General features: G+C 69.5%; 21 protein-coding genes. 12 read left to right on the top strand and 9 right to left on the bottom strand.

Features of this window, described 5'->3' with window-relative positions; all coding sequences use genetic code 11:
* Positions 1-18: 18 nt before the first annotated feature.
* Together ACFWGN_RS02605 and ACFWGN_RS02600 are read right to left on the bottom strand one after the other, a co-directional pair.
* The gene (locus ACFWGN_RS02605) at positions 19-1,110 is read right to left on the bottom strand and encodes an inositol-3-phosphate synthase (RefSeq protein WP_377615559.1); all 1,092 of its coding nucleotides are present in this window, start codon (positions 1,108-1,110) and stop codon (positions 19-21) included.
* A 52-nt stretch (positions 1,111-1,162) separates the two neighbouring features.
* Positions 1,163-1,771, bottom strand: a complete 609-nt coding sequence (locus ACFWGN_RS02600; RefSeq protein ID WP_056654029.1) for a PadR family transcriptional regulator — start codon at positions 1,769-1,771, stop codon at positions 1,163-1,165.
* 332 nt (positions 1,772-2,103) lie between these two features.
* On the opposite strand from ACFWGN_RS02600, the gene ACFWGN_RS02595 reads away from it, so the two are divergent.
* The 5 genes from ACFWGN_RS02595 to rplI all read left to right on the top strand — a co-directional run bounded on the left by ACFWGN_RS02595 (position 2,104) and on the right by rplI (position 6,460).
* A complete protein-coding gene (locus tag ACFWGN_RS02595) occupies positions 2,104-4,509 on the top strand; it encodes a transglycosylase domain-containing protein (protein ID WP_377615558.1) in 2,406 nt (801 codons plus the stop codon).
* A gap of 171 nt (positions 4,510-4,680) precedes the next feature.
* Positions 4,681-4,971, top strand: coding sequence for a 30S ribosomal protein S6 (gene rpsF, locus ACFWGN_RS02590; RefSeq protein WP_056654034.1), 291 nt, complete (start codon positions 4,681-4,683; stop codon positions 4,969-4,971).
* 148 nt (positions 4,972-5,119) lie between these two features.
* The gene (locus ACFWGN_RS02585; protein WP_056765068.1) at positions 5,120-5,659 is read left to right on the top strand and encodes a single-stranded DNA-binding protein; all 540 of its coding nucleotides are present in this window, start codon (positions 5,120-5,122) and stop codon (positions 5,657-5,659) included.
* A gap of 97 nt (positions 5,660-5,756) precedes the next feature.
* Entirely contained in the window at positions 5,757-5,993 is a 237-nt protein-coding gene (rpsR, locus tag ACFWGN_RS02580; protein WP_030152654.1) for a 30S ribosomal protein S18, read from the top strand.
* A 17-nt stretch (positions 5,994-6,010) separates the two neighbouring features.
* A complete protein-coding gene (gene rplI, locus ACFWGN_RS02575) occupies positions 6,011-6,460 on the top strand; it encodes a 50S ribosomal protein L9 (RefSeq protein WP_056654042.1) in 450 nt (149 codons plus the stop codon).
* 113 nt (positions 6,461-6,573) lie between these two features.
* On the opposite strand, the gene ACFWGN_RS02570 is transcribed toward rplI, so the two are convergent.
* Positions 6,574-7,926, bottom strand: a complete 1,353-nt coding sequence (locus tag ACFWGN_RS02570; protein WP_377615557.1) for an MATE family efflux transporter — start codon at positions 7,924-7,926, stop codon at positions 6,574-6,576.
* 486 nt (positions 7,927-8,412) lie between these two features.
* Here ACFWGN_RS02570 and dnaB point away from each other — a divergent pair, with 486 nt between their 5' ends.
* From dnaB to ACFWGN_RS02555, 3 genes are all read left to right on the top strand, one after another.
* A complete protein-coding gene (gene dnaB / locus ACFWGN_RS02565) occupies positions 8,413-9,789 on the top strand; it encodes a replicative DNA helicase (protein WP_056654050.1) in 1,377 nt (458 codons plus the stop codon).
* Positions 9,790-10,077: 288 nt separating this feature from the next.
* Complete coding sequence (locus tag ACFWGN_RS02560; RefSeq protein WP_377615556.1) at positions 10,078-10,317, top strand: hypothetical protein; 240 nt, start codon at positions 10,078-10,080, stop codon at positions 10,315-10,317.
* A gap of 284 nt (positions 10,318-10,601) precedes the next feature.
* Positions 10,602-10,997 carry an NUDIX domain-containing protein gene (locus ACFWGN_RS02555; protein ID WP_377615555.1) on the top strand — a complete coding sequence of 132 codons (396 nt, stop codon included), beginning with the start codon at positions 10,602-10,604 and terminating at the stop codon, positions 10,995-10,997.
* 49 nt (positions 10,998-11,046) lie between these two features.
* On the opposite strand, the gene ACFWGN_RS02550 is transcribed toward ACFWGN_RS02555, so the two are convergent.
* The 3 genes from ACFWGN_RS02550 to ACFWGN_RS02540 all read right to left on the bottom strand — a co-directional run bounded on the left by ACFWGN_RS02550 (position 11,047) and on the right by ACFWGN_RS02540 (position 14,428).
* Positions 11,047-11,550, bottom strand: a complete 504-nt coding sequence (locus ACFWGN_RS02550) for a VanZ family protein (RefSeq protein ID WP_377615554.1) — start codon at positions 11,548-11,550, stop codon at positions 11,047-11,049.
* A gap of 146 nt (positions 11,551-11,696) precedes the next feature.
* Entirely contained in the window at positions 11,697-12,530 is an 834-nt protein-coding gene (locus ACFWGN_RS02545; RefSeq protein ID WP_377615553.1) for a CPBP family intramembrane glutamic endopeptidase, read from the bottom strand.
* An 8-nt stretch (positions 12,531-12,538) separates the two neighbouring features.
* Positions 12,539-14,428 (bottom strand): alkyl/aryl-sulfatase, encoded by a 1,890-nt coding sequence (locus ACFWGN_RS02540; protein WP_377615552.1) that lies wholly within the window; start codon positions 14,426-14,428, stop codon positions 12,539-12,541.
* Between the two features lie 125 nt (positions 14,429-14,553).
* Here ACFWGN_RS02540 and ACFWGN_RS02535 point away from each other — a divergent pair, with 125 nt between their 5' ends.
* Together ACFWGN_RS02535 and ACFWGN_RS02530 are read left to right on the top strand one after the other, a co-directional pair.
* Positions 14,554-14,817 carry a hypothetical protein gene (locus ACFWGN_RS02535; protein ID WP_377615551.1) on the top strand — a complete coding sequence of 88 codons (264 nt, stop codon included), beginning with the start codon at positions 14,554-14,556 and terminating at the stop codon, positions 14,815-14,817.
* Positions 14,818-15,150, top strand: coding sequence for a dihydrofolate reductase family protein (locus tag ACFWGN_RS02530; RefSeq protein WP_377615781.1), 333 nt, complete (start codon positions 14,818-14,820; stop codon positions 15,148-15,150).
* An 18-nt stretch (positions 15,151-15,168) separates the two neighbouring features.
* On the opposite strand, the gene ACFWGN_RS02525 is transcribed toward ACFWGN_RS02530, so the two are convergent.
* Genes ACFWGN_RS02525 through ACFWGN_RS02515 form a run of 3 tightly spaced genes read right to left on the bottom strand, consistent with a single transcriptional unit; the run spans position 15,169 to position 16,976 of the window.
* Entirely contained in the window at positions 15,169-15,423 is a 255-nt protein-coding gene (locus ACFWGN_RS02525; protein ID WP_377615550.1) for a helix-turn-helix domain-containing protein, read from the bottom strand.
* Entirely contained in the window at positions 15,423-15,899 is a 477-nt protein-coding gene (locus ACFWGN_RS02520) for a DUF2975 domain-containing protein (protein WP_377615549.1), read from the bottom strand. Before ACFWGN_RS02520 ends, ACFWGN_RS02525 begins: the two co-directional genes overlap by 1 nt.
* Before the next feature lie 39 nt (positions 15,900-15,938).
* The gene (locus tag ACFWGN_RS02515; RefSeq protein WP_377615548.1) at positions 15,939-16,976 is read right to left on the bottom strand and encodes an alcohol dehydrogenase catalytic domain-containing protein; all 1,038 of its coding nucleotides are present in this window, start codon (positions 16,974-16,976) and stop codon (positions 15,939-15,941) included.
* 172 nt (positions 16,977-17,148) lie between these two features.
* Between ACFWGN_RS02515 and ACFWGN_RS02510 the strand changes: the two genes are divergently transcribed.
* Together ACFWGN_RS02510 and ACFWGN_RS02505 are read left to right on the top strand one after the other, a co-directional pair.
* Positions 17,149-18,135 carry a helix-turn-helix transcriptional regulator gene (locus ACFWGN_RS02510; protein ID WP_377615547.1) on the top strand — a complete coding sequence of 329 codons (987 nt, stop codon included), beginning with the start codon at positions 17,149-17,151 and terminating at the stop codon, positions 18,133-18,135.
* Positions 18,135-18,536 carry a cupin domain-containing protein gene (locus tag ACFWGN_RS02505; protein ID WP_377615546.1) on the top strand — a complete coding sequence of 134 codons (402 nt, stop codon included), beginning with the start codon at positions 18,135-18,137 and terminating at the stop codon, positions 18,534-18,536. Before ACFWGN_RS02510 ends, ACFWGN_RS02505 begins: the two co-directional genes overlap by 1 nt.
* The last annotated feature ends 51 nt before the right edge of the window (positions 18,537-18,587 follow it).

Below are 18,587 nucleotides of genomic sequence, written 5' to 3'. Positions count from 1 at the left end.
CCTCTGCGTCGTTCCGGATCAGCGCTCGTTCTGACCGGTGATGAAGGCCTCCAGAGCCGCACGGCCCTTGGTGTCCTCCATCTGGACCGGCGGGGACTTCATGAAGTACGTCGACGCCGAGAGGATGGGCCCACCGACGCCACGGTCCTTGGCAATCTTCGCGGCGCGCACGGCGTCGATGATGATGCCGGCCGAGTTGGGGGAGTCCCACACCTCGAGCTTGTACTCCAGGTTCAGGGGCACCTCGCCGAACGCGCGGCCCTCGAGGCGGACGTACGCCCACTTGCGGTCGTCGAGCCACGCGACGTAGTCCGACGGGCCGATGTGGACGTTGCGGTCCTCGGTCTTGCCACCAAGGGGACCCTCGAGGTTCGACGTCACGGCCTGCGTCTTCGAGATCTTCTTGGACTCGAGGCGCGTGCGCTCCAGCATGTTCTTGAAGTCCATGTTTCCACCGACGTTCAGCTGGTACGTGCGGTCCAGCACGACGCCGCGGTCCTCGAAGAGCTTCGCGAGCACACGGTGCGTGATGGTCGCGCCGACCTGCGACTTGATGTCGTCGCCGACGATCGGGACGCCTGCGGCCTCGAACTTCGCAGCCCACTCGGGGTCCGACGCGATGAAGACCGGCAGGGCGTTGACGAACGCGACACCCGCGTCGATCGCGCACTGCGCGTAGTACTTCGCAGCGATCTCCGAACCGACGGGCAGGTAGCAGACGAGCACGTCCGCGCCCGACTCCTTGAGCGCAGCGACGATGTCGACCGGCTCGGCGTCCGACTCCTCGATGGTCTCGCGGTAGTACTTGCCGAGACCGTCGTTCGTCACACCGCGCTGGACGGGCACGCCCAGCGGCGGGACGTCGGCGATCTTGATGGTGTTGTTCTCCGAGGCGTTGATGGCCTCCGAGAGGTCGAAGCCGACCTTCTTGGCGTCGACGTCGAAAGCGGCGACGAACTCCAGGTCGGACACGTGGTAGTCACCGAACTGCACGTGCATCAGTCCGGGCACGGTGCTGCTCGGGTCAGCATCGCGGTAGTAGTGCACGCCCTGGACCAGGGAAGATGCGCAGTTTCCGACGCCAACGATGGCGACGCGGATGGAGGACATCCTCGCTCCTTGCTGTCAGTGCCGGGGGCGCTGCGCGCCGACGGCTTCGTAGTTAGTGGTTGTCTTGCCCGTGACGGTTCTCAGGGCCGCTCGACGGCCGGGTGCGACGACGGTCGCGCTCGGTCGTGATCAGTCCGTCGAGCCACCGAACCTCACGCTCGACCTGTTCCAGGCCGTGACGCTGCAGCTCGAGGGTGTATTCGTCCAGCCGCTCACGAGTGCGTGCGGCGGACTCCTTGACCGACTCCAGCCTCTCGGTGAGCCGGCTGCGCCGGCCCTCGAGGATGCGGAGCCGGGTCTCGGCGTCGGTCTGCGCGAAGAACGCGAACCGGACGTCGAAGCTCTCGTCCTCCCAGGCTGCCGGTCCCGAGGTCGCGAGGACCGTCTGAAGACGTTCCTTGCCCTCGGCGGTCAGCTGGTACACGATGCGTGCCCGCTTGCCCGACAACGCGTGGGGAGGGGTGGTGGGTGACTCGGTGCCGACGATGTAGCCGTGCGTGACCATCGCCTTGAGCGCCGGGTAGAGCGAACCGTAGGAGAACGCCCGGAACGACCCGAGCAGCAGGTTGAGCCGCTTGCGGAGCTCGTACCCGTGCAGCGGGGACTCGTTCAGGAGGCCGAGGATCGCGGTCTCCAGCACGTCGGAACGGCTGCGTGCCATGACACCTCCTCCTCGGTCAGGCTGTCACCGCGGAGGGCGGATCGGGCGTGGTTCGACTACTCGATGTATCGAGTCGATACATCGACAGGTTAGGTGGATTCGCGGTACCGCGCAATATGTCACGCCGCCGAGCAGATGTGAAGGACTGGGGGACCTGCGGCGTGGCTGTGGCGAAACAATGGCGGACCAGGCCTCGAGGGGCCTTGTCCTCACGGGAGGACGCCCTATTGTTCAGGGTGGTCTGATGCATGCTCTGCGCCTGGCGCGCCCACACCCGGGCGGCGGTGCGGAACAGGTCCGGACCGGTACAGACCCCCAGAGGAAGGTGAACCGTGGCGAGCTCCGCGAGGCAGACGAAGGGCACGGCGCGTGCCGGCAGCACGGCGCGCCCGGGCACCTCGGCGCGCAAGCGCCGGTTCTTCAACTACCCCCGTTCCCACGTCAAGAGCTTCCGTCGCTGGCTGCCGTCCTGGCGCGTGCTGCTCGGGACCTTCCTCACCGGGACCGCGCTGGTCGCCGGCATCGTCATCGCCGCCTACGCGACGACCTCGGTCCCCGCCGAGCCCGCCTACGCGGTGCAGCAGCAGAAGACCACGGTGTACTACGCGGACGGTGTCACGGAGATCGGGACCTTCCAGGAGGAGAACCGCGTCATCGTGGACTACGCGACGCTGCCCGACTACGTCGGCAACTCCGTGGTCGCGTCCGAGGACAGCTCCTTCTGGACGAACTCGGGCATCGACCTCAAGGGCATCGCTCGCGCGATGGTGAACAACCTCAAGGGGGGCAGCCTCCAGGGCGCGTCGACCATCACCCAGCAGTACGCCGAGCGGTACTACGCCGGCGCGACGGTGTCGGACTACGTCGGAAAGTTCCGCGAGGCGATGCTCGCGCTGCGGCTCACGCAGGAACAGCCCAAGGAGGAGATCCTGGGGAACTACCTCAACACGATCTACTTCGGCCGCGGGGCCCACGGGATCGAGGCCGCCGCGCAGACCTACTTCGGTGTCCCGGCCGCAGAGCTGACCATCTCCCAGGCCGCGATGATCACCGCGATCATCCCCAACCCGACCGTCTACGACCCGGCCAACAACCCTGACATCACGCAGGAGAAGTGGCAGCGCGTGATCAACCGCATGGCTGCGGACGGGCACATCACCCCTGCCGAGAAGGCCGAGGCGGTCTTCCCCGCCGACACGCTCAAGGAAAAGGTCGTGACCAACTCCAAGGGTGGGCAGGCGGGCTACCTCCTGGACCTGGTGAGGCGCGAGCTCGAGGCCAACGGTTATGACGGTGGCGACCTCGACACCAAGGGCTTCACGATCGTCACGACGTTCGACAAGACCATGCAGGACCTCGCGGTCGCGACCGCGGAGAGCATCCCCTACGACGGCGACCACCCGGCCTCGCCCAACCTGAAGCCGACGATCGTCTCGATCGACCCTGCGGACGGTGCGGTCAAGTCCGTCTACGGCGGCCCGGACTTCGTCACGCAGGAGTTCAACAACGCGACCCGCGGTGTCGCCCAGGCAGGCTCGACCTTCAAGCCGTTCACGCTCGTCGCGGCGCTCGAGCAGGGCATCGACCTGTCCGCGACGTACGACGGCAACAACGACGTGGAGGTGCCCGGCTTCTACGACAAGGGCCAGGGCGTGAAGAACTTCGGTGACGCCAAGTACGGCGAGATCGACCTGGCGACGGCGACCGCGAACTCCGTGAACACGGTCTACGCAGCCCTGAACATGGAGGTCGGGCCGGAGGCGACGGTCGCCGCGGCCGTCAAGGCGGGGATCCCCGAGGACACCATGGACCTCAAGGCCGTCCCGTCGAACGTGCTCGGTACCGCGTCGGTCCACCCGATCGACATCGCGCACGCTTACGCGACGTTCGCCGCGCAGGGCTTCGAGTCGACGCCGCACGTGGTCCAGTCGGTCAAGCGGCTGGACTCGGGCGCTGAGACCTACGACATGCCGGGCCGCAACGACCGCGTCTTCGAGGCCGACGTCATGGCCGCCGCGACCTACGCCATGACGCAGGTCGTCGAGTCGAAGGGCGCGTCCGGCGCACCGGCCAAGGCGTTGAACCGCCCCGTCGCGGGCAAGACCGGCACCTCGAACGACAACAAGTCGGCCTGGTTCGCGGGGTACATCCCGCAGCTGGCGACGGTCGTCGGGCTCTACCAGGGTGACCAGTCGACGCAGGAGCAGATCACCCCGTTCGGCGAGTACTACAAGAAGTCGATCACAGGTGGCACGTGGCCCGTCGACGCCTGGACCTCCTACATGGAGGGCGTCCTCGCGCTGCCCCAGTACGCCGAGGTCCAGGACTTCCCCGAGTACACGATGAAGAAGGCCAAGCCGTCCCCGACTCCGAGCGAGGAGCCCACGGAGCCCGCGATCGAGGAGCTGGTCGAGCCGGAGGAGCCGGTCGCACCGACCACCGTGACTGTCCCGACCGACCTGGCCGGGAGGTCCAAGGCAGACGCCAAGGCCGTGCTCGAAGGCATGGGGCTCAAGGTCTCGTTCACCGAGGAGTACTCGGCAGACGTCGCACCCGGCATCGTGCTCCGGGTCGGAGGGTCCGGTCAGCAGGTCGAGATGGGCAAGACCGTCACGGTCGTCCTGTCCAAGGGGCCGGATCCCAAGCCCACGCCCGATCCGTCGACACCGCCGACAACGCCACCCGAGGAGGGTGGAAGGCCGGGGAACGGCAACGGCAACAACGGCAACGGCGGGTAGCGACCGACGTCACCCCCACAGATTTCCCGACCCCGGCCCCGACCGGGTACCTTGGGAACTTGCTGTGTCTCGATCCGTGCTGCCATCAGCACGGTGACCTCACAGCGACGCACAACCCTCCTGTCACGGAGATACCGTGACCGCTGAGTCCGCAGGAGGTGGGTTAACCGCATGCGTCAGTACGAATTGATGATCATCCTCGACCCCGAGATCGAGGAGCGCACCGTTGCTCCGTCGCTCGACAAGTACCTGACGGTCATCAAGACCGACGGTGGCACTGTCGACAAGGTGGACATCTGGGGCCGTCGCCGCCTGTCCTTCGAGATCAACAAGAAGTCCGAGGGCATCTACGCCGTCGTCGACTTCACCGCGACGTCGGACACGGCCAAGGAGCTGGACCGTCAGCTCGGCCTCAACGAGGTCGTCCTGCGCACGAAGGTCCTGCGCACCGACGCTCGCTGATCACCTCGCACTTCTGACTTCCCTCGTGGCACCCCCGGTGCGCTGCGCGTCCCCAGGACAGCGTCAGTGGCACGTGGTGGGATGTCCGCGGACGGGGGTCATCCCCTTCGAAGAGTCTTCGATACGTAACGAACAATGAGGAGCTGGCATGGCTGGTGAAACCGTCATCACGGTGGTCGGGAACCTGACCGGGGACCCGGAGCTTCGCTTCACCCCCGCGGGGGCTGCCGTCGCCAACTTCACCGTGGCGTCCACGCCGCGCACCTTCGACCGCCAGAGCAACGAGTGGAAGGACGGCGACACGCTGTTCATGCGCTGCTCGATCTGGCGCGAGGCCGCGGAGAACGTCGCCGAGTCCTTGACCAAGGGCATGCGCGTCATCGTTCAGGGCCGTCTGGTCCAGCGTTCGTACGAGACCCGCGAGGGGGAGAAGCGCACGGTCGTCGAGCTGCAGGTGGAGGAGATCGGTCCTTCCCTGAAGTACGCCTCCGCGAAGGTCACCCGGGCCCAGCGCTCGGGTGGCGGCAACTTCGGTGGTGGCGGCGGCTTCGGCGGCGGCGGCGCTTCGAGCGGCGGCGGCGGATTCAGCGCTTCCGGCGGTGGCCAGCAGAGCAACGACGACCCGTGGGCCACGGCTGGCCCCGCGTCGTCGGGTGGTGCCTCGTTCTCGGACGAGCCCCCCTTCTAGTCACCGCTCACCCCAGACAAACCCTTCCCGGCGGGGCAGGTGCCCGACGACGGCACTCGCCCCGGCCGGGGATAGCACCTTGTGAAGGAGCAACACCATGGCGAAGCCAGTGGTGCGCAAGCCCAAGAAGAAGTCCAACCCCCTGAAGTCGGCGAAGATCGAGTCGGTCGACTACAAGGACACGACCCTGCTGCGGAAGTTCATCTCCGACCGCGGGAAGATCCGTGCCCGTCGCGTGACCGGCGTCTCCGTCCAGGAGCAGCGCCAGATCGCACGTGCCGTCAAGAACGCCCGCGAGATGGCACTCCTGCCGTACTCGTCGTCCGCACGCTGATCGAGAGGGGATAGAACATGGCAAAGCTCATTCTGACCCACGAGGTCACCGGCCTGGGCGAGCCCGGCGACGTGGTCGAGGTCAAGGACGGGTACGCCCGTAACTTCCTCGTCCCCCGTGGCCTGGCGACCGGGTGGTCCAAGGGTGCCGAGTCGCAGATCTCTGCGATCCGCAAGGCACGCAAGGCTCGCGAGATCGCGACGCTCGACGAGGCCAAGGCGACGCGCGACTCGCTGCAGTCGAAGCCTGTCGTCGTGAAGGCCAAGGCGGGCCAGGGCGGCCGTCTGTTCGGCGCTGTCACCACCGGTGACATCGCTGAGGCCGTCAAGGCCGTCGGCGGCCCGTCCGTCGACAAGCGCAAGATCGAGATCGGCCAGCCGATCAAGTCGACCGGTTCGTACACGGTCACCATCCGCCTGCACGCCGAGGTCTCGGCGAACATCGCGGTCAACGTGGTGGCTGCCTGATCGACTGATCGCCCCTGTCCCGCGAGGGATGGATGGATCGGAGATCTCACCCGACGGCCCGGTCCCCTCTGCGGAGGGGGCCGGGCCGTCGGCGTTCCCGGAGGAAGTCCCCCTCAGGCCCCGGTGACCATCCACCGGTCGCCGCGCGCCCTGAGCCCCGTCGTCAGGGCGCGCGCCGCCATGAAGACCCCCGCGAAGGCCGCCCACAACCACGCGAGGCCCGCGGCGCCGTCGGGCGCGAGCTCACGGACCGCCAGCGCGAACGGCACGTACACGACGAACGTGACCATGCCCGCCCACGCGAGGTAGCGGCCGTCCCCGGCCCCGATGAGCACCCCGTCCAGGACGAACACCCACCCCGCCATCGGCAGCAGCAGCCCGCACACGGCCATGCCGAGCGCGACGGCGGTGCGGACGTCGGGGTCGGACGTGAAGAACAGCGCGAACCACCAACCGCCGACGGCCATGACCAGGCCGAGCAGCGCTCCTGCCGCGACGCCCCACTGGAGCGTGCGCCGCAGGACCGAGCGCACGTGCGACCGGTCGCCCGCTCCCAGGCCGTGGCCCACGAGGGCCTGCGCGGCGATCGCGAGGGCGTCGAGCGCGAAGGCGGCGAGCCCCCACACCGACGCGACCACCTGGTAGCCGGCGAGCGTGACCTCGCCGAGGCCCGTCGCGACGAAGACCGTCAGGAGGATCGCGAGGCGCAGCGAGAGCGTGCGGACGAACAGCGGTGCGCCCGCGCGCGCGTTGGACCAGATCCCGCCCGCGGCGGGGCGCAGGGAGGCGCCCTCGCGCCGGGCCCCGCGGACCACGACGATGCCGAGGACGGCGCCCATCGTCAGCTGGGCGACCGCGGTCCCGATGCCCGAGCCCGCGATGCCCAGGCCCACGCCGTAGACGAGCACGACGTTGAGGATGGCGTTGAACGTCGCGCCGCCCGCGGCGACCCAGAGGGGGGTGCGGGTGTCCTGGAGGCCGCGCAGCACGCCCGTGGACGCCAGGACGACAAGCATGCCGGGCAGGCCCAGGCCCGACCACCGCAGGTACACGAGGGCGTGGTGCGCGACCTCGCCCGTGCCGCCCATCGCGCCGATCGCCCAGCCGCCCCCGAACCACAGGGCCGCGGCGAGCACGAGGCCCAGCCCGAGCGCGAGCCACATGCCGTCGATCCCGGACTGGAGCGCCTCGCGCCGATGGCCCGCGCCGATGCGCCGGGCAACGGCCGCGGTGGTCGCGTACGCGAGGAACACGCACAGGCCGACGAGCGTCAGCAGGACCGTCGACGCGAGGGAGAGCCCGGCGAGCTGCGCGGTCCCCAGGTGCCCGACGACGGCGCTGTCCACGAGCACGAAGATCGGCTCCGCGACGAGCGCCCCCAGGGCCGGGACCGCGAGGGCCAGGATCTGCTTGTCGATGAGGCGACGGCTCGGAGGCTGGGGCGGGGACCCGGCGGGTGTCTCCACAGGCCCTGTGGACGAAGCGGGTGACCCCGAAGCGCCTGGGGCGTCCTGCGTGTCCCGGGGGCGGTGCTCGGATGAACGGGGTGAACGACCGGTGTCCTCGCCCTGACCGGGGGAGGGCTGGCGTGTCGGCGGCGTGTTGCCGGAATTTTCTTCGTCCACATGGCTGAGCCTAGTGAACTGGCTGCTCCCGGCGCTGTACAGGGGAAAACTGGTCACTTGTCCACATGGTTGTCCACAAGCCTGTGAACAGCATGGGGGCCTCTGTCCACAGGCTGTCCACACCTCTGTGAACAGGGCCGTTTGCGGGCTGTGGGAGCGCGATCTAGTGTCGCTGAGTCGCGCATGCTCGGGCCTTCCGAACGGTCGACGGTGCACCACCAGCGATACCCCTCGACGATGCGGGCGCAGGCGTGTCGGTGGGCCGGAGTAGAACAGACGTGCGACGCAGGACGATACCCGGCCGTGCCGGGGGAGTGAGGGGCCCGCATGTCGATCGACGAGCTCGAGTCGAGCTTTGGACCGCCCGCAGGCAGCGGCGGTCCCGGGTTCGACCGCACCCCGCCACAGGACATCGCCGCCGAGCAGAGCGTGCTCGGCGGCATGCTGCTGTCCAAGGACGCCATCGCGGACGTGATCGAGCAGATCCGCGGGACAGACTTCTACAAGCCGGCGCACGAGTCGATCTACGACGTCATCATCGACCTCTACGGGCGCGGCGAGCCCGCGGACGCCATCACGGTCGTCGCCGAGCTCACGCGGCGCGGCGAGCTGGGCCGGATCGGGGGCGCGCCCTACATCCACGACCTCATGGCCATGGTGCCCACTGCCGCGAACGCGGGCTACTACGCACGCATCGTGCGCGAGCGCGCGGTGCTGCGCCGCCTCGTCGAGGCCGGGACCAGGATCGTCCAGCTGGGGTACGCGACGGACGGCGGCGACGTCGACGACGTGGTCAACAACGCGCAGGCCGAGGTCTACGCCGTCACCGAGCGCCGCACGGCCGAGGACTACATCGTGCTGGGCGAGGTCATCGGCGGGACGGTCGACGAGATCGAGGCAGCCGGGCACCGAGGCGAAGGCATGGTCGGCGTGCCCACGGGCTTCGCGGACCTCGACCGGCTGACCAACGGGCTGCACCCCGGGCAGATGATCGTGATCGCGGCACGTCCGGCCATCGGGAAGAGCACGCTGGGAATCGATATAGTAAGGAGTGCTTCCATAAAGCACAACATGACGTCCGTCGTGTTCTCGCTCGAGATGAGCCGTAACGAGATCACGATGCGTCTGTTGGCTGCCGAGGCGCGCATCCACCTGCAGAAGATGCGTAACGGATCCATGGGGGAGGACGACTGGCAGAAGCTCGCCGGCACCATGGGCAAGATCTCCGAGGCGCCGCTGTTCATCGACGACTCTCCCAACATGTCGCTCATGGAGATCCGCGCCAAGTGCCGCCGGCTCAAGCAGAAGCACGACCTCAAGCTCGTCGTGATCGACTACCTCCAGCTCATGACGTCGGGCAAGCGCGTCGAGTCCCGCCAGCAGGAGGTCTCCGAGTTCTCCCGTGCGCTCAAGCTCCTCGCGAAGGAACTCGAGGTGCCGGTCATCGCGATCTCGCAGCTGAACCGTGGTGCTGAGCAGCGCACGGACAAGAAGCCCGCTATGTCGGATTTGCGTGAGTCTGGCTCTATCGAGCAGGATGCCGACATGGTCATCCTTCTGCACCGTGAGGACGCGTACGAGAAGGAGTCCCCGCGAGCGGGCGAGGCAGACCTGATCGTGGCCAAGCACCGTAACGGCCCGACCGACACGATCACTGTGGCGTTCCAGGGGCACTACGCGAGATTCGTGGACATGCAGGTCTGAGTTCCTTCTTGTTGTCGACGTGCAGCCTAGATTGCACGATCCTGCACCTATGCTGCATGGCTGACGCTTTGCAACGTGTTGGCTAACTGATGGCGTGGTGGCGTTTGGGTAGGGGACCGTTGTCTCGCCCGGTGACTTAGAGGTGCGACTATCCGGCGTGCCTCACCGTTCGAGGGCGGGCCTTGCGGTTCGCCACAGCCCTTGAGTAGCCCTTGCCCTCGCTGCCATACTCGCGGCGGACCGAGCCCAAGCCGGCTCTTTGGTAGACCCAGCTGAGAGGATCGTCCGGTGACCGACGACTCGACTTTGCCCGAGACCCTGACACTCGTTGAGGCGTATCGGGCAGCCTTCTTCATGACTGACATGTATATCGGTCTGGAGTCCAGCCCCGACGAGGGCTTGGTGTTGTTCCACCAGTACTTGCAGTCAGATCCAGCGCGCTGGGAGGACTGGCAGAAGTCGGTCCGTACCGCCCTACGGTTCGACGCCGACACTGATCCGCTGGTCGGGAACCTCAGCCGAGACTGAACGAGACGCCCACACACCTCGTTGTCCAGCGCACCGGCGCGCATTGAACTCGCCCGGCGACCTAGAGGTGCGATAGTCCCGCGTGCCTCACCGTTCGAGGGGGCGGGCCTTGCGGTTCGCCACAGCCTTTGAGTACCCCTAGCCCTCGCTGCAATACTCGTTTCGGAGCGTGCGCCTAGCATGCGTGTCACCACATTGATGTGGCCCCGGAGACTCACCACCCCCGGGTCGTGCTTGTTCGGACTTACCAACCGAGCGCCGCGAGCGAGGGCTAGCATGCCCACGTGGGCAACGAGCATCGGGTCGTCGTCGGCGTGCTCCGTCGAGGTGGGGCTGTGTTGCTGGGGCGTCGGTCGGCGTCGCGTCGCTGGTACCCCGGCGTGTGGGACCTTCCGGGTGGACACGTCGAACCGGGCGAGAGCGCGGTGGCTGCCCTGGCTCGCGAACTGCGCGAGGAGCTCGGTATCGAGGCTCTCGTCGAGCCGACGGTCCTGTTCCGGATCGAGTCGGACGAGATGCCGCTTGATGCTCACCTCGTCACCGAGTGGTCCGGCCGCATCATCAACGCTGCGCCCGATGAGCACGACGAGCTGCGATTCGTCGGCGTCCAGGAGGTCCCACGGCTCAGGCTCGCCGACCCGCTCTACCTGAGACTTCTGGCGGACCTCGTCGGTCCCTAGCAGGGACGTGGCTCGCGTCCGTGGACTCAGCCTCCTCGGACGCCCCGCATCACCGACGACCTGTGGACCCGACCCGCTGCGGCCACCGTCGTGCGGCCCAGATCGCGGTCCAGGCCAGGGCCGCGCCGATCACTGCACCGATCGAGTTCGAGAGCCAGTCGTTGGTGTCGCACGAGCGCCCGAGGCCAGGGAGCAGCGCCTGCACCAGCTCGATCGCGGCGGAGCCGACGACACCGCCGGCGAGCGCCACGGCGGGTCTGCGGCTCGCGATCGCGGCGAGCAGGACCGGCGGGACGAACAGGATCACGTTGGCCAGGAGCTCCACGCGCCCGAACGTCGGCAGGGACCAGGAGACGGCGCAGCGTTCGAAGACCTCCCGGCTCGTCGGGACGAGCGTCAGGAGCACCACCGGCAGCAGCGACGCCGCGAACAGCGCCCACGCGAGGCGCGGACGCCAGGACAGCCAGCGCCCCACCACCGGCCCGCCGAGCACGAGGACGGCGAGGACCGCGGGGGAGAACCACGGGTGGGCGACGAGGAGGGTAGAGATCACGGGGGACGGACGCTCCAGCTCGGGTCGGGCACGAGGGATCACCGTAGCCGGGCCGGACGCTCAACGCCGACGAACCCCCACCCGCCACGTCCCGGGCCGACCAGTAGCCCCCGCGAGCTCCACCGACGCGACGGGCGGGACGCACCTCACGGGCGCGCCCCGCCGTCGGGCACGAGGAGCGGGGTGATCGCCTCGCGAGCGGGCCGCGTGCGCTCGCGGACGACGAGCACGACGAGCGTCACCGCGGCCAGGAGGTAGACGAGCGGGACGAGGAAGTTCGCGCCCAGGGTCGCACCGTTGTCGGCCGGGTGGACGCCGACCAGGAAGGACGAGAAGTCCCAGAACGCGTGCAGGGCCATGGCAGCCAGGATCGTGCCGGTCCCGCGCCGTGCCAGGTAGAGGCCCGTCCCGGTCAGGGCCGCGAAGAAGATCTGGATGACCGCCCCGGGCTCGTCCAGCAGGAGGTTGGTCAGGTGGAACCCGCCGAACCACAGCGTCGTCCACAGGACCGCCATGCCCTCGGAGCGTCCTCCTTGCCGCATCGAGCGCAGGACGACCCCACGGAACAGGGTCTCCTCGGTGAACCCGACGAGCAGGCTCGCCAGCAGGACGGTGAGCACGTGCGCGGGCGCGAACAGGCTCCACTCGAGCCCCAGGAGGTGCAGCACCGAGAGGAGGACCATGACGGTCGGCAGCACCCACAGGAACCAGCCCGTCGGCAGGCGCCGTGCGTCCCGGAACACGTGGTCCCAGCGCGCCCAGGCGAGGAAGGCGACGAGCCAGACCCCGCCCGCCGCGAGCGGTAGGACGGCGGCGCGCAGCGTCGAGTCCGCGGAGTCGAAGAAGTGCTCGTACCCCACGCCCGAGATCTTCATCAGGCCGATGACGATCACGCAGTAGACGACGAACACCACCGCGGCGACGGGCACCGAGGGGGCCACGCGCCACCGGGGAGAAGGGGGCGCGACAGGTGAGGACATGCCTCCGGTCATGGGGTCACGATCGCGAAGTCCGGGTCCCCCGGGTCCAGCACGGCCGTGAGGCGACCGAGCACGGTCGCGTCGCCCGCCAGCTCGATACCTGCCTGGGCGAGCGTGTCCGGTGTGACGTCCCCGCTCGCCAGGGCAGGCAGCGCCCGGCTCGTCGTCGTGAGCGTGACGCCCGCCTCGCCACGCTGCGGCGCGGCGCTGTACGTGAGGACGCCGTTGCGCAGCCACAGGCGGTAGCGGTCGCCCGTGTCCGTCAGGACGACGTCGACGGACAGGTTCTCGTCCCAGGCCCGAGGCCCATCGACTTGGACCGCGAGGGCGTCGAAGAGCAGGGTCGGGCTGAGCGCGGCGAGGATGTCCGGTGCCGCGGTCTCGGTCGGGGTGCCGAAGCTGCCGTCCCGCAGCTCGGTCGCGCCGCTGAGGAAGAAGTTGCGCCACGTGCCGTTCTCCGCGCCGTACCCGAGCTGCTCGTAGGTGTCCGCGAGCAGCTCGCGTGCGGCCGCGTGGTCCGGGTCGGCGAACACGACGTGGTTGACGACCTCCGCGACCCAGCGGAAGTCGCCGTCGTCGAACGCCGCGCGCGCCTTGGACACGACCGCGTCCGCTCCGCCCATGAAGTCGACGTACCGCTGTGCCTTCTCGGTCGGCGGGTGCTCCCACAGGTGGGCCGGGTTGCCGTCGAACCAGCCCATGTACCGCTGGTAGATGGCCTTGACGTTGTGGCTCACGGAGCCGTAGTAGCCGCGTGCGTGCCAGGACTGCTCGAGCACCGGCGGCAGGACGATCTGCTCGGCGATCTCGGCCCCTGTCAGCCCCTGGTTCAGCATCCGCAGGGTCTGGTCGTGCAGGTAGGCGTACAGGTCACGCTGGAGCGAGAGGTACTCGACGATGCGCTCGTTGCCCCACGTCGGCCAGTGGTGGGACGCGAAGACGACCTCGATCTCCCGGCCGAACAGGTCGATCGACTCGGTGAGGTAGCGGGACCACACGTGGGGGTCGCGGACCACCGCGCCACGCAGCGTCAGGAGGTTGTGCAGCGTGTGCGTGGCGTCCTCGGCCGCGCAGAGGGTCTTGTGGTCCGGGAACCAGATGAGCATCTCCGACGGCGCCTCGGTGTCCGGCGCCATCTGGAAGACCATCCGGACGCCGTCGACCGTCTCCTCCTGCCCCGTCGTCGTGACGAACAGGGTCGGCGCGATGAGCGTGACCGTCCCGGTCGAGGTCGTCTGTCCCAGTCCGGCACCGATCGCGCCCTGCGGCCCCCGCGCGAGCGCGGCCCCGTACATGTAGCCCGCGCGCCGCGCCATCGCGCTGCCGGCGTACACGTTCTCGGCGACCGCGTGCTCGGTGAACCCCTCGGGGGCGACCACCGTGACGCGCCCGGAGTCGACGTCCTCCTGGGTCGTGACCCCCTTGACCCCGCCGAAGTGGTCGACGTGCGAGTGGGTGTAGATGATGCCGGTCACCGGGCGGTCACCGCGGTGCTCGCGGTACAGCGCGAGCGCCGCCGCGGCGGTCTCCGTCGAGATGAGGGGGTCCAGCACGATCACGCCGGTCTCACCCTCGATGAAGGTGACGTTGGAGAGGTCGAACCCGCGCACCTGGTAGATGCCCTCGACGACCTCGAACAGGCCCTGCGTCGCGACGAGCCGGGACTGGCGCCACAGGCTCGGGTTGACCGTGTCCGGGGCGTCGCCCTGGAGAAAGTCGTAGGTGTCGTCGTCCCAGACGACGCGGCCGTCTGCGGCGGTCACCGCGTTCGGGCTGCGTCGGCCGAGGAGCCCGCGACTGGTGTCGTCGAAGTCCTGGGTGTCGTGGAAGGGCAGGCTGTCTCGCAAGACCTGCTGCTGCCGGACGATGGCGGGGGAGGCTGGCTTGGATCGTGACATGTCTCGGAGCCATGCAGCCGATCACGGCTCGCGCATCCGGAGCGCTCGGGGGTGCGGACCGATGAGTTCGCACCCCGCGGGCCGTCTACCGTGCGACACCCGACGCTTCGCAGGAGGATCGCACCATGGCTACGAGCTCACGCACCACTGTCGGCAACATCTCCGTCTCGCTCGACGGTCGCATCAACGGGCCGGGCGGCGAGAACAACATGGGATGGGTGGCCCCGCACGCCGTGAGCGACGCGGCGTTCGGTCTCCTGGAGGACCTCATGCGGACCAGCACCACGGTCCTGCTCGGCCGCAAGAACTACGAGGGGTTCCGTTCGTACTGGCCCGCCGTCGCGGGCGACGAGTCCGCGGACCCGCGCAGCCGGGAGTTCTCGCGCTAGCTGAACGACGTCGAGAAGATCGTCTTCTCGCGCACGCTCACCGAGGCCGAGTGGTCGGGGGCGCGCGTGACCACGCAGAGCCCGCCCGACGTCGTCGCGCACCTCCAGGAGCAGGCCGGCGGCGACGTGTGGGTCATGTCGAGCGCGTCCATCCTGCGACAGCTCGTCGCCGCGGGCCGGCTCGACCGCCTGAGCCTCATGCTGTGCCCCGAGATCTCGGGCGGCGGGGACCAGCTGTTCGACGACGGCCTGCCCGCGTCGAGCTGGCGCCTGGCCGCGTCCGAGCCGACCGAGACGGGGGCGCTGCGCCTCACGTACGACGTGGCGCCGTGACCCGGGAGCGTCGCCGGGCTACCGGGCGGGCCCGCCGCCGTCGGGCGGAAGGTGAACCTGGTCCGCGGGGTCCGGCTCCCAGCGCAGGACGTCCCCCGGCTGGCAGTCGAGCACCCGGCAGATCGCGTCGAGGGTCGTGAAGCGGACGGCCTTGGCCCGGTTGTTCTTGAGGACCGCGACGTTCGCGGGCGAGATCCCGACCGCGTCCGCGAAGTCGCCCACGGACATCTTGCGCCGGGCGAGCATGACGTCGAGGTCGACGACGATGGGCATCAGATCACCTCGGCGAGCTCGCGGCGGTCGGCGATCGCGGCGCTCAGCAGGCCCCGCATCACGACCATCAGGAGCGCCAGGGCCGTCCCGACCAGGACGCACGCGGTGAGGCCGAGGACCACGCCCGGTCCGCCGACCTGCTCGACCAGGGCCAGGTGGACCCAGACGGCGGCCGACAGGACCGTCGCGACCGCGGCGCTCGCCGTGATCGTGTCGACCCACTTCAGGGACGCGACGTCGAAGATCTGGTCGCCGCTGACCATCGACAGCAACCTCCACACCGCGACGAGCGCCACCTGGACGCAGACGATCGCGAGGATCGCCGCCACGGAATAGGGGACGACCAGGTGGGCGACCTCGGGGTACGGGGCGCTCAGCTCGCCGGCCAGGACCGGGGTCAGGCCCTGGGCCAGGAGCGTGCCCAGGCCCAGGGCGAAGAGTGTCAGGCGCAGGAGCATCGCCAACGTCTCGTTCATCTATCGATGATCGATTGGTATCTCGCGGAAGTCAAGAGATCATGGCCGCACGATCACCTTCAGAGCCTCGCGCGTGTCCATGAGGCGGTAGGCCTCGGCGACGTCGTCGAGCGAGACCTCGGCGTCGAACACCTGGCCGGGGTCGATCTCTCCCGCGAGGACCTGGGGGATCGCCGCCTCGATGTAGGCGCGCACCGGGGCGGGCCCACCGGTCAGCGTCGCGTTCTTGCCGAACAGCGACCCGAACCCGACCGGGGCGTCCTCGTACTGAGGGACCCCGACGCGGGACACGACGCCTCCTGGTCGCACCACGCCGTAGGCCTGCTCGTACGCGGGCATGTGCCCGACGGCCTCGAGCACCACGTGCGATCCCTCGCCGCCCGTCAGCTCGAGGACCTTCGCGATGCCCTCGGCGCCGCGCTCGGCCACGACGTCGGTCGCGCCGAAGCGCCGACCCAGGTCCGTGCGGGCCGTGTGCCGACCCATGAGGACGATCCTGTCCGCGCCGAGCTGCTTCGAGGCCAGCACCGCGGACAGCCCGACCGCGCCGTCACCGATCACGGTCACTGTCTTTCCGGGACCGACCTTGCCCTGGTGCGCCGCGTGGTACCCCGTCAGGTAGACGTCCGAGAGCGTCAGCAGCGACGGCAGGAGCGTCGGGTCGACGTCGGACGGGATCTTCACGAGCGTCCCCTGCGCCTGCGGCACGCGGACCTTCTCGGCCTGCGCCCCGCCCACACCTCCGGCGGCGTAGAACCCGCCGTGCACGCACGAGGTGTGGACGCCCTCGCGGCAGAAGACGCACGTGTTGTCGGAGAACGCGAAGGGGGAGATGACCAGGTCGCCCTCGGTCAGACCGGTCACGCCGTCGCCGACCTGCTCGACGACGCCGATGAACTCGTGCCCCATGGGGACGCCCTCGGCGCTCGCGGGCATCGAGTGGTACGGGTGCAGGTCGGACCCGCACACGCAGGCCAGGGTGACCCGGACGATCGCGTCGGTCGGAGCCTGGAGGACCGGGTCCGGAACCTGCTCGACGCGGACGTCGCCCGGGCCGTACATGAACGTTGCTCGCATGAAGTGGTCGTGCCTCTCGGTGGGGGTCTCGGAGCTCCCACGCTAGGGACTGTCGCCAGGACGTGGCAGGCCCTGCCGGTACCCGGCTCACGAGGGCCCGGTGGTCCCGGGCCCGTACCCGGGTACCGCCAGTACCTCCCCGCGACCCGACCCTGGACGTACCGTCGTAGGCATGGACCTGAAGGCGGAGACCCGCGACTTCCTCACGACGCGCCGCGCCCGGATCACCCCGGACCGGGCCGGTCTGCCCGCGTACGGCACCAACCGTCGGGTCCCTGGCCTGCGCCGCGAGGAGGTCGCGATGCTCGCGGGGGTGAGCGTCGACTACTACACGCGGCTCGAGCGCGGGAGCCTCGGCGGGGTGTCCGAGGAGGTGCTCGAGGCACTGGCCCAGGCGCTGCAGCTCGACGAGGCCGAGCACCGCCACCTGTTCGACCTGGCGCGAGCCGCCAACGCGTCGGGCGCCGCGAGGTCGCGGGCCCGCCGCGCCCCGGCCCCGGTCCTGCGGCCCGCCGTCCAGCGGATCCTCGACGCGATGGACGGCGCGCCGGCGTTCGTGCGCAACGGTCGGCTCGACGTGCTGGGCACGAACTCCCTGGGCAGAGCCCTGTACGCGCCGATCTACGACTCGCCCGAGCGGATCGCGAACAGACCCGTCAACACGGCCCGGTTCCAGTTCCTCGACCCGGACGCCGCGCGCGAGTTCTGGGGAGACCGGTACGACCGGATCGCGCATGACGCGGTCGCGATCCTGCGGGCCGAGGCAGGCAAGAACCCGTTCGACTCGGCGCTCACCGCGCTGGTCGGGGAGCTGTCGACCCGTAGCGAGGACTTCCGTCGGCTCTGGGCGTCGCACGACGTGCGGCTCCACCGGACGGGGACCAAGGTCTTCCACCACCCCGTGGTGGGCCGGCTCGAGCTCGACTACGAGGCGCTGGAGCTGCCCGCGGACGCCGGGCTGCAGCTCAACGTCTACACCGCGGTCCCCGGCTCGCCGTCCGACGACGGGCTCAAGCTCCTCGCCTCGTGGGCCGCGACGCGGGCCGCGGAGGCGGGCGGCACGGCCGCCGAGGGCCACGGGGTGCGGGCCGACGCGCCCGCCGCGACCACCGGGCCGACGGGACGTCCGACCACCACCCCCACCGAGAAGGACCTCTGATGCAGAAGCTGACCAAGCCCGCGACGACCAAGAACCCGCCCGAGCAGTTCACGGGCGACGTGTGGCTCGACCCGATCGCGCTGCCGCAGGACCCGTCGCAGCGCATGGTCGTCGCGCTCGTGCGCTTCGCGCCGGGGGCGCGGACCGCGTGGCACTCGCACGCCAGGGGACAGACCCTGCACGTGGTGTCGGGCGTGGCGCTGGTCCAGTCTCGCGGGCAGGCCGTCGTCGAGGTGCGTCCCGGTGAGACGGTCTACTGCCCGCCGGGCGAGGAGCACTGGCACGGCGCGACCGCGGACGACTTCATGGAGCACCTCGCGATGCTCGAGAACGCCGACGACCCGGCGGCCACCACGAGGTGGCTCGAGCACGTGAGCGACGCGGAGTACGCCGCGCGCTGACGGACCAGGCGCCCGGTCACGCGAGCGAGCCACCCCGGACGCGCACCCCGC

The organism is Oerskovia sp. NPDC060338, assembly GCF_042726295.1.
Lineage (GTDB): Bacteria > Actinomycetota > Actinomycetes > Actinomycetales > Cellulomonadaceae > Oerskovia > Oerskovia merdavium.
The sequence above is the reverse complement of the archived record's forward strand: the minus strand, read 5'-3'. Positions and strand labels throughout refer to the sequence as shown.

What these genes read in the sequence shown, in the direction of transcription:
- ACFWGN_RS02605 (WP_377615559.1), bottom strand. Translation starts at nt 1,110, where the DNA reads ATGTCCTCCATCCGCGTCGCCATCGTTGGCGTCGGAAACTGCGCATCT.
- ACFWGN_RS02600 (WP_056654029.1), bottom strand. Translation starts at nt 1,771, where the DNA reads ATGGCACGCAGCCGTTCCGACGTGCTGGAGACCGCGATCCTCGGCCTC.
- rpsF (WP_056654034.1), top strand. Translation starts at nt 4,681, where the DNA reads ATGCGTCAGTACGAATTGATGATCATCCTCGACCCCGAGATCGAGGAG.
- ACFWGN_RS02585 (WP_056765068.1), top strand. Translation starts at nt 5,120, where the DNA reads ATGGCTGGTGAAACCGTCATCACGGTGGTCGGGAACCTGACCGGGGAC.
- rpsR (WP_030152654.1), top strand. Translation starts at nt 5,757, where the DNA reads ATGGCGAAGCCAGTGGTGCGCAAGCCCAAGAAGAAGTCCAACCCCCTG.
- rplI (WP_056654042.1), top strand. Translation starts at nt 6,011, where the DNA reads ATGGCAAAGCTCATTCTGACCCACGAGGTCACCGGCCTGGGCGAGCCC.
- dnaB (WP_056654050.1), top strand. Translation starts at nt 8,413, where the DNA reads ATGTCGATCGACGAGCTCGAGTCGAGCTTTGGACCGCCCGCAGGCAGC.
- ACFWGN_RS02545 (WP_377615553.1), bottom strand. Translation starts at nt 12,530, where the DNA reads ATGTCCTCACCTGTCGCGCCCCCTTCTCCCCGGTGGCGCGTGGCCCCC.
- ACFWGN_RS02540 (WP_377615552.1), bottom strand. Translation starts at nt 14,428, where the DNA reads ATGTCACGATCCAAGCCAGCCTCCCCCGCCATCGTCCGGCAGCAGCAG.
- ACFWGN_RS02535 (WP_377615551.1), top strand. Translation starts at nt 14,554, where the DNA reads ATGGCTACGAGCTCACGCACCACTGTCGGCAACATCTCCGTCTCGCTC.
- ACFWGN_RS02525 (WP_377615550.1), bottom strand. Translation starts at nt 15,423, where the DNA reads ATGCCCATCGTCGTCGACCTCGACGTCATGCTCGCCCGGCGCAAGATG.
- ACFWGN_RS02520 (WP_377615549.1), bottom strand. Translation starts at nt 15,899, where the DNA reads ATGAACGAGACGTTGGCGATGCTCCTGCGCCTGACACTCTTCGCCCTG.
- ACFWGN_RS02515 (WP_377615548.1), bottom strand. Translation starts at nt 16,976, where the DNA reads ATGCGAGCAACGTTCATGTACGGCCCGGGCGACGTCCGCGTCGAGCAG.
- ACFWGN_RS02510 (WP_377615547.1), top strand. Translation starts at nt 17,149, where the DNA reads ATGGACCTGAAGGCGGAGACCCGCGACTTCCTCACGACGCGCCGCGCC.
- ACFWGN_RS02505 (WP_377615546.1), top strand. Translation starts at nt 18,135, where the DNA reads ATGCAGAAGCTGACCAAGCCCGCGACGACCAAGAACCCGCCCGAGCAG.